The sequence below is a fragment of the Sphingopyxis sp. P1IMeth2 genome, assembly GCF_900185685.1.
In the GTDB taxonomy this organism is placed as follows: Bacteria; Pseudomonadota; Alphaproteobacteria; order Sphingomonadales; family Sphingomonadaceae; genus Sphingopyxis; species Sphingopyxis terrae_A.
This window is the reverse complement of record NZ_FYAT01000016.1, coordinates 139,984-152,299: the sequence shown is the minus strand read 5'-3', so window position 1 is coordinate 152,299 and position 12,316 is coordinate 139,984. Positions and strand designations below refer to the sequence as shown.

General features: G+C 59.8%; 11 protein-coding genes. 5 read left to right on the top strand and 6 right to left on the bottom strand.

Going from position 1 to position 12,316, the window contains the following annotated elements; genetic code table 11:
- Positions 1–70 precede the first annotated feature (70 nt).
- The gene (locus P1IM2_RS16540; RefSeq protein WP_186403143.1) at positions 71–943 is read right to left on the bottom strand and encodes a helix-turn-helix domain-containing protein; all 873 of its coding nucleotides are present in this window, start codon (positions 941–943) and stop codon (positions 71–73) included.
- A gap of 255 nt (positions 944–1,198) precedes the next feature.
- Between P1IM2_RS16540 and P1IM2_RS16535 the strand changes: the two genes are divergently transcribed.
- Positions 1,199–1,372, top strand: coding sequence for a DUF1328 family protein (locus tag P1IM2_RS16535; protein ID WP_003044814.1), 174 nt, complete (start codon positions 1,199–1,201; stop codon positions 1,370–1,372).
- Between the two features lie 113 nt (positions 1,373–1,485).
- Here P1IM2_RS16535 and hslU read toward each other — a convergent pair whose 3' ends face one another.
- The 5 genes from hslU to wecB are packed head-to-tail and all read right to left on the bottom strand — an operon-like array spanning position 1,486 to position 6,618.
- Positions 1,486–2,787: an ATP-dependent protease ATPase subunit HslU gene (gene hslU / locus P1IM2_RS16530; protein WP_003044812.1), complete on the bottom strand. Its 1,302-nt coding sequence runs from the start codon at positions 2,785–2,787 to the stop codon at positions 1,486–1,488.
- Positions 2,788–2,791: 4 nt separating this feature from the next.
- On the bottom strand, positions 2,792–3,358 hold the full coding sequence (hslV, locus tag P1IM2_RS16525; protein WP_186403142.1) for an ATP-dependent protease subunit HslV: 567 nt from the start codon (positions 3,356–3,358) through the stop codon (positions 2,792–2,794).
- A gap of 49 nt (positions 3,359–3,407) precedes the next feature.
- Entirely contained in the window at positions 3,408–4,214 is an 807-nt protein-coding gene (locus P1IM2_RS16520) for a class I mannose-6-phosphate isomerase (RefSeq protein ID WP_186403141.1), read from the bottom strand.
- A gap of 48 nt (positions 4,215–4,262) precedes the next feature.
- Complete coding sequence (gene wecC, locus P1IM2_RS16515) at positions 4,263–5,558, bottom strand: UDP-N-acetyl-D-mannosamine dehydrogenase (RefSeq protein WP_186403140.1); 1,296 nt, start codon at positions 5,556–5,558, stop codon at positions 4,263–4,265.
- On the bottom strand, positions 5,548–6,618 hold the full coding sequence (gene wecB / locus P1IM2_RS16510) for a non-hydrolyzing UDP-N-acetylglucosamine 2-epimerase (RefSeq protein WP_302480131.1): 1,071 nt from the start codon (positions 6,616–6,618) through the stop codon (positions 5,548–5,550). The genes wecC and wecB overlap by 11 nt, the downstream gene beginning before the upstream one ends.
- 294 nt (positions 6,619–6,912) lie before the next feature.
- Here wecB and P1IM2_RS16505 point away from each other — a divergent pair, with 294 nt between their 5' ends.
- From P1IM2_RS16505 to P1IM2_RS16490, 4 genes are all read left to right on the top strand, one after another.
- The gene (locus tag P1IM2_RS16505) at positions 6,913–7,695 is read left to right on the top strand and encodes a metallophosphoesterase family protein (protein WP_254535873.1); all 783 of its coding nucleotides are present in this window, start codon (positions 6,913–6,915) and stop codon (positions 7,693–7,695) included.
- 105 nt (positions 7,696–7,800) lie between these two features.
- Complete coding sequence (locus P1IM2_RS16500) at positions 7,801–9,246, top strand: O-antigen ligase (RefSeq protein ID WP_186403138.1); 1,446 nt, start codon at positions 7,801–7,803, stop codon at positions 9,244–9,246.
- Positions 9,247–9,323: 77 nt separating this feature from the next.
- A complete protein-coding gene (locus P1IM2_RS16495) occupies positions 9,324–10,064 on the top strand; it encodes a polysaccharide biosynthesis/export family protein (RefSeq protein ID WP_254535874.1) in 741 nt (246 codons plus the stop codon).
- 16 nt (positions 10,065–10,080) lie between these two features.
- The gene (locus P1IM2_RS16490) at positions 10,081–12,285 is read left to right on the top strand and encodes a GumC family protein (RefSeq protein WP_186403137.1); all 2,205 of its coding nucleotides are present in this window, start codon (positions 10,081–10,083) and stop codon (positions 12,283–12,285) included.
- The last annotated feature ends 31 nt before the right edge of the window (positions 12,286–12,316 follow it).

Below are 12,316 nucleotides of genomic sequence, written 5' to 3'. Positions count from 1 at the left end.
GCCGCAAACGGCGGATACGCAAACCCATTTCGGCGCGCGGCCGCGTCGATCCGTCGGGAACGGAGACGAATCAGGGGCGCGCGGGCGCGCCCTTTGCCCTGGGCAGCGGCACCGTCGCGGTGCTGCCGCTCCCTTCGGCGCGCGCCACAAGGTCGGCGGGTTTGAGCGAGATTCCCTTGACGAGCGTATCGGCGGGGCCGGTCGCGCCGACGTCGCGGCCGCCGACGGTGATCTTGAGCGCCTGCGGGCGGCTCGTACGCAGCGTGAACTGCTCGATATAGGCTGCGGGAACCTCATAGGTTTCGCCGGCGTCGAGCGTCCGCCAATTCTCGGTCTTGCCGGTCGCATCGTCGAAACCGATCCACACTTCGGAAAGGCCGGTGAGCACGACCGGGGCATTGGCCGGAATGGCGGCATTCGGGGCGGCCGCCTTGGGGGTGCCTGCTGCGGGCGTTGCGGCAGCGGGAGCTTCCGATGCGTCGGCGTCGGCATTCTGCGCCGCGATCAGCGCCTCGTCGGGCTCGACCGACAGGAACCGCCACACGCCATAGGCCGACACCAGCAAGAGCGCGACGATGACAAGCGTCCAGGTCAGCCGTGCGGTCGGCAGGCGGGCGGGGTCGGTCGGTTCATAGGCTTCGTAAAGCGGCCGCGCGCCATATTCATCCTCGTCGAGTTCGCGGCGAAGCTCGGCGGCGATCTCGGCTTCGGGCAGATCGAGCGCGCGGGCATAGGCGCGGGCGAAGCCGGTGACATAAGTCCGGCCCGGAAGTTCCGAGAATTCCGAGTTTTCTATGGCCTGAAGATGTCGCTGGGTCACACGCGTACGCGTCGCGATGTCGGCGAGCGAAAGCCCCGCCGCCTCGCGCGCTAGGCGAAGCCGGTCGCCGGTGCGCGTGATCGCCAACTCGCCCTGCTGCGGGGCGACGTCCTCATCTGCCATTGCTGTCTCCGTGCCGGTCGCTTGCAACCCGTTTCGACCGTGTCGCCTCGTTCTCGCATTGTGGACGCGCGAAAGTCAAATGAAGTTCCGCAAACAACAGGCCGAAAGGAAGCGGATTCCGGATTGCCGGAAAAGCCGACTTGTCGAGACGAGGGCAGGGCAGGGAACATTCGCCGCCGCTCATCCGTTCCATTCTCAGTTCCCGCGAAACAAAGCGCGCGAATCCGGATGATTAGGTGTCGAAAGGAATTCAGCATGTTCAAATGGGCGTTGATCTTCGCCGTGATCGCATTGCTCGCGGCCGTTCTCGGCTTTTCCGGTGTGGCCGGCGCGGCAGCCGGGATTGCCAAAATCCTCTTCTTCGTCGGCTTGGCCCTAGTTGTTCTCTTCCTCGTCCTCGGTTCGGCCGCTGCGAAGAAGATCAGCTGACAGGTCGCGAAATAAGCGATGAAAAAAAGCGGGCGGTTTGAAACCGCCCGCTTTTTTTGTGTGCAATCGCGGGGGGCGGCTCATGCCGCCATCCGACGGTGGGCCGCTAGCCGTCAGAGCACATATTTGCTGAGATCGGTGTCCCCCACGACATCGGCTAGTTGCTTGTCGACATAGGCGGCGTCGATTTCGAGCGTCGTGCCGGGCATGTCCTCGGCAGTGAAGCTCACTTCCTCGACAAGCCGCTCCATGATCGTCTGGAGCCGGCGGGCCCCGATATTCTCGACCTTTTCGTTCACCTCTGCCGCGAGCCGGGCGACGCGTGCGATCGCATCGGCGGTGAAGCTGAGCGTGACCCCTTCGGTCCCGAGCAGCGCGGCATATTGCTCGGGCAGGCCCGCCTTGGTTTCGCTGAGGATGCGGACGAAATCCTCCTCGCTTAGCGCGCCCAGTTCGACGCGGATAGGCAGGCGGCCCTGCAATTCGGGGAGCAGGTCGCTGGGCTTGGCGACATGGAACGCACCGCTGGCGATAAAGAGGATATGATCAGTCTTCATCGGGCCATATTTGGTCGCGACGGTCGTCCCTTCGATGAGCGGCAACAGGTCGCGCTGGACGCCCTCGCGGCTGATCGAACCGCCGCGCACGTCGCTGACCGCGATCTTGTCGATCTCGTCGAGGAAAACGATCCCATTGGCTTCGGCATCGGCGAGCGCGACGCGCGCGACATCGTCCTGATCGAGCCGCTTGTCCTGCTCTTCCTCGATCAGCCGTGTCGCGGCGTCGATGACCTTCATCTTGCGGCGCTTCTTGGGCAGGCCGCCCATCGCCTTGCCGAGCATGTCGGAGAGATTGATCATGCTCATCTGGCCGGGCTGTCCGGGCAGATCGAACGGCATGCCGGGGGCGTCGGAGACCTCGATCTCGACCTCGCTATCGTCGAGATGACCTTCGCGGATCCGCTGGCGGAAGCTCTGGCGTGTAGCTTCGCTGGCGCCCTTGCCCGTCAGGGCGTCGAGCAGCCGCTCCATCGCGGCTTCCTCGGCGGCCGCGCGCACCGCGCCGCGGCGGCGATCTTTCTCGAGCCGCACCGCTTCCTCGACCAGATCGCGCGCGATCTGCTCGACGTCGCGGCCGACATAGCCGACTTCGGTGAACTTGGTCGCCTCGACCTTGATGAAGGGGGCATCTGCGAGCTTGGCCAAGCGGCGCGAAATCTCGGTTTTGCCGCAGCCGGTGGGGCCGATCATCAGGATGTTCTTGGGGCTGACCTCATCGCGCAGATCGGGCGCGAGCTGCTGGCGGCGCCAGCGATTGCGCAGGGCAACGGCAACCGCGCGCTTGGCGTCCTTCTGGCCGATGATGTGCGTGTCGAGCGCGGCGACGATCGCCTTCGGAGTCAAATCCTTGTTCATGATATTATGCCTGAATTTCGATGGTTTCGAGCGTGGTCTGGTCGTTGGTGTAAACGCAGATATCGGCGGCGACCTGCATCGCCTTTTTTACCAGCACCTCGGGGTCATTTTCATAATCTGCGAGTGCGCGCGCGGCCGACAAAGCGAAATTGCCGCCCGAGCCGATCGCGGCGATGCCGCCGAGCGGTTCGAGGACGTCGCCGTTGCCTGTGATGACGAGCGTCACTTCCTTGTCGGCGACGATCATCATCGCTTCGAGGTTGCGCAGATATTTGTCGGTGCGCCAGTCCTTGGCGAGCTCGACAGCAGCGCGCAGCAACTGACCATTGTGGCGCTCGAGCTTGGCCTCGAGCCGTTCGAACAGGGTGAAGGCATCGGCGGTCGCACCCGCGAAGCCGCCGATCACGCTGCCGTCGTGGAGGCGGCGGACCTTGCGGGCATTGGGCTTCATCACCGTCTGGCCCATCGACACCTGACCGTCGCCGATTACGACAACCTTGTCTGCATTGCGGGCGGAGAGGATGGTGGTTCCGTGCCAGGGCGCGTCACGGTGCGTGATCGATTGGGTCATGCGGCGCGATATGGGTAAAGCGGCGCCGGGCCGCAAGGGGAGGGGCCGATCAGGCCGCCCAGCAGAGCAGCGCGCGGGCGCCCGGCGCCATTTCAAGCGAAGATATGTCGCCCAGCAGGGCGACTTCCCCGAACGGCAGCGGTTCGTCGCCTATCCGGCAGCCATCTGCTAGCGGCACGAGCGTCAGGCTTTGGCCGGTCGGTCCCACAAAGTCGCGATCGAAAGGCGCCGCCAGATGCAGGAGATGGAAGTGGGGGCCATCGACGAGACGCTGGTTCGCCGCCGGGTCGATCGCGCAATGCGGCGCGCCGTGCGACGGCGCAGCGTCGACAACCGCAAGCCCGTCATCGAGGTGCAGATCGCGCGGCCGGCCATAGTCGAAGAGGCGGTAGGTGCAGTCGGCATTCTGCTGCACCTCCACCAAGGTCAGCCCACCGCCGATCGCGTGGATCGTGCCCGCCGCATTATAGAAGAATTCGTCCGCGTGCGCCGGCCGCCAGTCAACCATGTTGATGATCGACCCATCCTGCGCCGCGGCGCGAAGTGCGGGCACGTCGGCGGGAGCTTTCAGGCCGAGGCCAAGTTCGGCGTCCGGCTCAGCGCCCAGGATCAGCCAGCATTCGTCCTTGCCGCGCGTATAACCGGCGGCGCGCGCGCGGACATCGTCGGGGTGAACCTGAATTGACAGCCGCTCGGAGGTGAACAGGAATTTGATCATCAGCGGCGCCGCATCGCCGTCGGGATGCGCGAACGATATCTCGCCGATGCGCCGTTCGCCGAAGTCGCCGAATGCCGCGGGTATGTCGGTCCGTCCCCACGGCTTTTCGACGATATGCGGGGGAAGGCGGGTCAACATGACGATGTCATGTGTCGCGTGCGCGAGGACGTCAAGCGACCGCGCGCATCAAGCGGCGCGATTGAGCCGGTTAGGGGTGCTCCCGCCGGGCTGGTCGAGCCAGAGACCGCGCGTGTCATAGACAATCTTGTCCGACCGTTCTTCGAGCGGGATCGATTTGAACAGGTCGTGATCGACGAGCACGATCAGCAGGTCGCATTTCGCAAGTGCGGTATCGAGGTCGATGAGTTCGGATCCGGTACCGGCGAATTCGGCCGGCAGACCGCGCGCATAGGGCTCGACGATGTCGACCTGCTTGCCGAAGCGGCGAGCGAGGGCTGCCGCCACCTCGACCGCGGGACTTTCGCGGAAATCATCGATGTTCGGTTTGAAGGCGAGGCCGAGGCAGGCGACGCGCGCCTGCGGATGCTGCGACACGAGCATTTCGGCGGCGCCGATGACATGCGCGGTCTTCGCGAGATTGACTTCGCGTGCGGTACGGATGAGTCGGCTGTGATCGGGCGCCCCATGAACGAGGAACCAGGGATCGACGGCAATGCAATGGCCGCCGACGCCGGGGCCGGGCTGAAGGATGTTAACGCGCGGGTGGCGGTTGGCGAGGCGGATCACCTCCCAGACATCGACGCCCATTTCTTCGGCCATCATCGACAATTCGTTAGCGAAGGCGATGTTGACGTCGCGGTAGCTGTTTTCGACGAGCTTGACCATTTCGGCGGCGCGCGCCGAGGTCGTGATGCAGGCACCGCGCACGAACTGGCGGTAGAAGGTCATCGCACGGCGCGCACAGCGCGGCGTGATACCGCCGATGCAGCGGTCGTTGTCGACCAGCTCGACCAGAATCCGGCCGGGCAGGACACGTTCCGGACAATAAGCGATGAAGATGTCGGCGGCACCGGCGCACGCGCCTGGCACCTTCAGGTCGGGGCGCAGTTCGGTGATCAGCGCGGCGACCTTTTCGGTCGTGCCGACGGGCGATGTCGATTCGAGGATGACAAGATTGCCGGATTGCAGTTTGGGCGCGATCGCGCGAGCTGCTGCCAGCACATAGCTGATGTCGGGGCGATGATCGGCGTCGTGCGGCGTGGGCACGGCGATCACGAAGCTGTCGGCGGGCGCGACTTCGGTCGAAGCGGTGAGCGCGCCGCGCGCGACGACGCCCTGGACGAGCCCATCGAGATCGACCTCCTCGATGTGAACCTTGCCGCTGTTGACGGTTTCGACGACCTTCTCGCTGACATCGACGCCGGTGACGCGGCAACCCGACCGCGCGATCAGCGCCGCGGTCGGCAGCCCAATATAGCCGAGGCCGAGGACGGTAACTTGCTGGTCGGTATCAATGGGCACGCGCGACAATCTCCGCAATTCGCTGGGCAGCAAGGCCGTCGCCGAACGGATTGTGCGCGCGGGCCATCGCCGAATAGGCTTTGCTATCGTCCAAAAGGCTGAAAATTTCGGTAACGATACGGTCCTTGTCGGTGCCGACGAGCTTTGCCGTGCCTGCCGTAATGCCCTCGGGGCGCTCGGTCGTCTCGCGCATGACGAGCACTGGTTTGCCGAGCGACGGCGCTTCCTCCTGCACGCCGCCGCTGTCGGTCAGCACGAGATCGGCTTCGGCGAGCAGGCGCACGAAATGCGGATAATCGAGCGGATCGATCAGCGCGACGTTGGAAAGCCCTCCGAGCAGCGGTTCCATTGCGCTGCGGACCTGCGGGTTTGGGTGGACGGGAAAGATCACGGCGACGTCGGGGCGGGCGGCGATGGCGGCGATCGCTTCGGCGATCGCGCGCATCCCCTCGCCGAAATTCTCCCGCCGGTGCGAGGTGACGGCGATGATCCGCTTCCTCGCATATCGTTTTACCAGCGGATCGAGGCCAGCTGCGAGCGACGGGTCTTCGTTGATGCGCGCCTTCGTTGCGAGCAGGGCATCGATGACGGTGTTGCCGGTGACGTGAATGCGCTCGTCCGGCACATTCTCCGAACGCAGCGCAGCGGCGGCGGTCTCGGTCGGGGCGAAATGCAGGTCGGCGACCGAACCTGTGACCTTGCGATTTACCTCCTCGGGCCAGGGATGATAGATATCTCCGCTGCGCAGCCCCGCCTCGACATGGCCGACAGGTATCTTGCGGAAATAGGCGGCGAGCGTCGCTGCCATTGTTGTCAATGTATCCCCATGGACGAGAATGCGGTCCGGCCTTTCTGTGTCGAAAGTCTCGCCGAGTCCGGTGACCAGTCTCGCGAGAAGGGCATCGAGCGACTGGCTCGGGATCATGATGTCGAGATCGACGTCGGGAATGATTCGGGCTATTGCAAGAACCTGGTCGAGCATCTCGCGGTGCTGGGCGGTCACGCAGACACGAACGTCGATGCCGTTGGTGCGCTGAAGCGCGTGAATCACGGGAAACATCTTGATGGCTTCGGGTCGTGTGCCGAACACGACAACGATTTTTCGCGCCGCTGAATGCTGTGATGAACGCAATTCCGGACTCATAAGGCAAAGGCTTTCTCGGCGATTCCTTCGCCCGCCTTAGCGCAAAGCTCTTGCCGCTGGCTTAACTTGCCACTATTCGCCCGGCCGTTCGCGGAATTCTGGTTCGAAACGATCGGATACGCCTCCCGTGGGCCGTAACACATGCCATCGAGGGGGGCGGCAGGTGATGCATTTGTCTGTAATTTCAGAGTTCTACTCGTAAAGCCCCATATGTCCTTACTTGGTTTTCTGAAGCGCCGGCGAGGCGAAGACCGCGGTTCGCGTGCGGCGGAGCCGCGCGTTCCCGCTGGCGAGCGTGTTTATGCGATCGGTGACATTCACGGTCGTAACGATCTGTTCGAGCAATTGTTGGCGAAGATCGAGGCCGACAACGCCGGCCGAGGCCAGGCGAAAACGACACTAATCCTGCTCGGCGACCTGGTCGATCGCGGACCCGATTCTGCATCGGTCATCGAGCGCGCGATCCGCCTCGGGGCTCCGTTCGACAAGGTGACTCTTCTCATTGGAAATCATGAGGAATGTTTTCTGTCCGCGCTTTCGGGCGACCCGCGGCGCGTGCGCTATTTTATCCGGATTGGCGGCGATGCGACCATAAGAAGCTATTGGTGCGACGATGCCGCCTATGCCGCAGCGGACTTTGAAGAGGTTGCCGAGCGCCTGCCGCATCTGGTTCCCCAATCGCACATCGATTTTCTGGGGCGCGGCGAAGATATGGTTCAGATCGGAGATTATGTGTTCGTCCATGCCGGCGTCCGGCCTGGCGTCCCGCTCGATCGGCAGCAATTGTCGGATCTGCGTTGGATTCGTGACGAGTTTATCCAATCCAAGGATGGTCACGGTGGAGTTATCGTGTATGGGCACACAATAACGGAACGAGTTGATGAAGCGCCAAATCGCATTGGGATCGACACCGGCGCATATCTAACCGGCCGCTTGACAGCCTTGGGGCTCGAGGGCAGTGATCGTTGGTCTCTGGACACAGCTGAAGATTAGGTCCGGGCCGTTCTGACCAAGTTATCGGTAACCTGGGATTCAATCTATTATGTATCGAAGCAAGGCCGCCCGGCTGAGACGACCCTTCATTCGGAGTGGCCGTTGATGAAGAAGACGAAACTATCACTCAGGCTCCCGCAGGAATTTTCTCCGCGAGCGCTATGGGTCGTTCTGATAACATTTGCTTTGATCGTGACGGTTATGGGTGGCGGGTCACGAAGTGACATCGCGTCGATACCGCTTCTGCGAGCCATCGCTGTTGCATTCGCGTTTCTGGCGATCGTAATGATGCCGACTGGTGCCGTCCGCGCAATACGTGTGCCGCTGCTTTTGCTCGCGGCGCTGGCGTTCTGGATGGTGTTGCAGCTCGTCCCATTGCCGGTGGGAATATGGTCCGCCTTGCCCGAACGCGAGCTGATCCATTCGATAGATGTTCTTCTTGGACACCCCAATCGCTGGCGACCCTTGAGTTTGACGCCGTCGCTGACTTTGAATAGTCTGATGTCGCTTGTGGTTCCCGCCGCTGCCCTCTTAATCGTTGCGGGAATTCCGAACCGAGATCGCCACAGGCTTTGGTGGTTATTGTGGGCGTTTGCACTCGCTTCCTCCGGTCTCGCCCTGTTGCAATTTATGGCCGGACCTCGCAGCCCCTTATATCTTTATCGCATCACCAATGAGGGCTCCTTGGTTGGCCTTTTCGCGAACCGCAACCATCAAGCTTTTCTTTTGTCATTTGGCATTCTGGCTTCGAGTTGGCTCCTCGTAAAAGAGATGGCGAGAAAGGTTCGGCGCCCGCTCGTGACAGCAGCGTTAGGGGGCAGTATAATCCTGTTTTTAATACTTATTCTGGTCACCGGTTCGCGCTTGGGATTGATGTGTGGCTGCATTGCGCTTGTGGTAGGATATTTGGTAATTTGCTGGGGGTTTCGAATTCGCTATCGACGCTTAAATGTGGTGCCCTCTGAAAAGGCGGTCCGGTCCGACACCATTGCTCGGTATGCACTCGTTGTTTTTCCAGTGCTGATCGTTTCAGTTACAGGAGCGTTGATTTATGCATCGGGTCGTGCGAGTTCGATAACGCGTCTTTTGGAAGGCGGGGACAACGTCTCAGAAGTCCGATTAGCTGCGTTGGGAACGGTACTAGCTCAGCTCAGGGAGCAATGGTTATTCGGGTCTGGTTTCGGTTCTTTTGCCAAACTTTTCCAGCTGGCCGAGCCGGACGAGCTTCTGCAGCCATCTTATTTGAACCACGCTCACAATGATTGGTTGCAGTTTCCGCTCGAAGGGGGGTTGCCCGCCACACTTGTTGCGATCGCAGCGATCGTTTGGGTCGGATCCTCCTTGTTCGCTTTGCTCCGTCAAAGGTGGGCGGGGGACGGAGTGGGCTTAATCGAGGCCATCATTTTGGTGACGTCATTTGCCTTTTTGGCGATTGGCAGCTTAGTTGATTATCCGCTTAGGCAGCCTTCAATCATGATGTTTGCCATGTTCTTGATCGCGATAGCGGTCAAAGGGCGGGCGGATGGCTCGGGTTGGCGCAAAAGAAACTAACCGGCTTCCGTCTCCTTGTGTTTCTCCCTATGGCCGGGGGCATTCGTCCGCCACGTCCTTGTTTTTGGAATTCTTACATGAACGGCCTTCGAGCTTCCGTAGCAATCGTTGCAATTCTTGTACTGTCTGGGTGCACGAAATCCGCGGGTCCTGTCGCGGTCAATCCGGCATCGGGCGTGACAATGTTGACAGAGTTGCCGTCTCCAAACGGCGAAGATACGCGGCAGACGTCGCGCCAGTCTTTTGTTGGCCCCTTTACGGAGTTGGCTGTCGAGGTATTCGGGGTCGAGAACTTGCGGCGCGAAGTGCTAACTGACGGTGAAGGCAAGTTTACATATCCCCTAATCGGAACGGTGGAGGCTGCCGGGAAGACGCCTGAAGAGATTTCGTCGGAGATTGAACATCGACTGCGCGGGCGTTACGTTCGCGACCCCAGTGTGACCGTCAACTTCAAGGCTTCGACCAACCCCGCTCTGATGCAGGCGCAATCGGTCACTGTCGATGGCGAGGTGGTCAAACCTGGGCAGTTCCCGATATTTGGTAAGGTGACGCTGATGCGCGCTGTTGCGCTAGCTGGTGGAACAAGCGAATTTGCCAAACTGGAGGATGTTCTGATTTTTCGGAAGGTCGGAGGTCGACAGTATGTCGGGGCATATAATCTACAGGCTATACGCCGCGGCAATTACGGCGATCCAGAAATCTATCCGAACGACGTAGTCGTGGTCGGTGATTCACCCCAGCGGCGCCTTTTTGACAATATTTTGAAAGCTTCAACGCTGTTGAGTACTCCGCTTGTAATTCTCGGCAACCAATTGTAACACGGATATAATAAAAATGGATAGCGTAAACGCTGACCGCTCTTTGGTGGGCCTGAAAGCGCCGGATCAAAGCGAGCCTTCGTCCCAATATCGCGGAGGATTATTCGATACTCATTTGCTGGAGCGGGCTTTCATTGCATTGCTCAGTCATCGAAATTGGGTGGTCGGCTGCATCGCGGCGTGTTTGGCTATCGGTATAATTGCGACATTTTTGACGACACCGCTTTATACTAGCACATCTCGCATCGAGATTTCTCCTCAAGCCCCTGTTGAAACTGACGTTGAAGGTGCCAAGGAAAAGAATCTCACGAATGAGGTCGCCTTTTATAACACGCAATATAGCCTGCTTGAATCGCGTTCGCTTGCTGAACGCGCCGTCCGCGCTGGAAATCTTTTGAATGACAAGGAATTTGTAAGCATTTACGGCCTTAACGAGCAGGACGAAGGCTTTTCAAATAGCGAAAGTCGCCAACGGAAATCCGAACGCGCTGCGAAGATACTGCTCGACGCGGTAAGCATTGCGCCAGTTCGCACTTCAAGTCTTGTGGACGTTAGTTTCGCTACGCCTTCGCCGGCTCTTTCTGCGCGTCTTACGAATCTGTGGGTAAAGCAATTCATTGCCGCGAATCTTGATCGTCGCTATGCAGCGACAAGCGATGCGCGTCAGTTTCTTGAGCAACGAATTGGTGGGCTTCGGCGGAACTTGGAAGACTCCGAACGCGAACTGATTAATTATGCTACCAACAACAATATCATCACTCTGCAGGGGCGGGCTGACGCAAACGGGCGGACGACCGTCGAGCGCACATTAGTTTCGGGCGATATCGAGCAGGTTAGTCAAGCGCTATCCGCTGCGCGCGACGCCCGGATTGCCGCCGAGAGCCAGCTCAATAATTCGTTTGCACTTGCCGATGCCTCTGCAAACTCTGCTGTGGCCGCGCTCCGACAACGCCGGGCTGAATTAACAGCGGATTTGGCTCAGTTGCGGAAGATATTCGGTGAGGAGTATCCTGAGGTAGTTGCGAAGAGGGAGCAGCTCGAAAGCATAGATCGTGCAGTGGCTGCAGAAGCTAAGAGAAGTCAGGGCATCAATCGCGAGACCTACAACAGCGCAGTTAAGCGTGAGCGTGACCTTGCGGCTGAGCTCGACCGCATTACGGGAAAGTATCGGGACCAGCAGACTCGGTCGATCGAGTACACAATCCTCCAACGAGAGGTGGATACCAACCGGCAACTCTATGATGGCCTGCTGCAGCGTTACAAGGAAATCGGCGCGGCCGGTGTGGGTACAAATAATATCGCGGTGGTTGATCTGGCGATGCCGTCGAATTCCCCTTCAAGCCCGCGGCTGTTTCTCAACATTCTGCTATCGTTGGTCGCTGGCCTAGTGCTTGCGGGCGGACTGGTATTCATCCTCGAGCAACTCGATCAGTCAATACGCGACCCCGCGGAGGTCAACGACCGTTTTGGCCTTCCCTTGCTGGGAGCTATCCCGCGAGTTGACCCACAGCATTTTGAGGCTTTGCTGCTCGACAAAAAGTCGATGATCTACGAAGCATATCTTGCAGCCCAGACCAATCTTACATTTCTGACGCACCACGGCGCTCCTCGGAGCTTTTTGTTGACGTCTACGCGTCCGGCCGAAGGCAAGAGCAGTTCGGCACTTAGTATTGCGCACGTGTTCGCATCGACAGGCAAAAAGATAATCCTTATCGACGCTGACATTCGCAGTCCGTCGCTCAATGAGATGCTTGAAATCGAGAATGGCAGAGGCCTCAGCAACTATTTGACCGGATCTGAAGATCTGGATCACATGATCGCAAAATCTGACCAGTTCGGATTCGATTATATGCTTGCTGGACCGACCCCGCCTAACGCGGCGGAGCTGTTCAGCACATCGCGCTTGGGGCTTCTTATCGAGCACCTCCAGAAAGAATATGACCATGTGATTCTTGATTCTCCGCCGATTCTGGGACTTGCGGACGCTCCCCTTCTCGCACGCTGCGTCGAAGGCATTATTTACACTATCGATTCATCGAGCAGCAGTGCGCGCGCGATCAAATCGGCACTCAGCCGACTGAGGCAATCGGGGGCTCAAATATTTGGTGCGCTGGTTACCAAAGTCAGCCGTCGCAACGAAATTTACGGTTATGGCTACGGATATGGTTATGGCTATGGTTATGGTTATGGGGCCGACAAGGCGCCAGAGCGGGCCAATTAGATTTACTCTTGGAAATCGGTTAGCGTCTGAT

Coding starts and splice junctions, on each gene's coding strand:
- P1IM2_RS16535 (WP_003044814.1), top strand. CDS start 1,199: ATGTTCAAATGGGCGTTGATCTTCGCCGTGATCGCATTGCTCGCGGCC.
- P1IM2_RS16490 (WP_186403137.1), top strand. CDS start 10,081: ATGGATAGCGTAAACGCTGACCGCTCTTTGGTGGGCCTGAAAGCGCCG.
- wecB (WP_302480131.1), bottom strand. CDS start 6,618: ATGTTTCCCGTGATTCACGCGCTTCAGCGCACCAACGGCATCGACGTT.
- P1IM2_RS16505 (WP_254535873.1), top strand. CDS start 6,913: ATGTCCTTACTTGGTTTTCTGAAGCGCCGGCGAGGCGAAGACCGCGGT.
- P1IM2_RS16540 (WP_186403143.1), bottom strand. CDS start 943: ATGGCAGATGAGGACGTCGCCCCGCAGCAGGGCGAGTTGGCGATCACG.
- P1IM2_RS16500 (WP_186403138.1), top strand. CDS start 7,801: ATGAAGAAGACGAAACTATCACTCAGGCTCCCGCAGGAATTTTCTCCG.
- hslU (WP_003044812.1), bottom strand. CDS start 2,787: ATGAACAAGGATTTGACTCCGAAGGCGATCGTCGCCGCGCTCGACACG.
- P1IM2_RS16495 (WP_254535874.1), top strand. CDS start 9,324: ATGAACGGCCTTCGAGCTTCCGTAGCAATCGTTGCAATTCTTGTACTG.
- hslV (WP_186403142.1), bottom strand. CDS start 3,358: ATGACCCAATCGATCACGCACCGTGACGCGCCCTGGCACGGAACCACC.
- P1IM2_RS16520 (WP_186403141.1), bottom strand. CDS start 4,214: ATGTTGACCCGCCTTCCCCCGCATATCGTCGAAAAGCCGTGGGGACGG.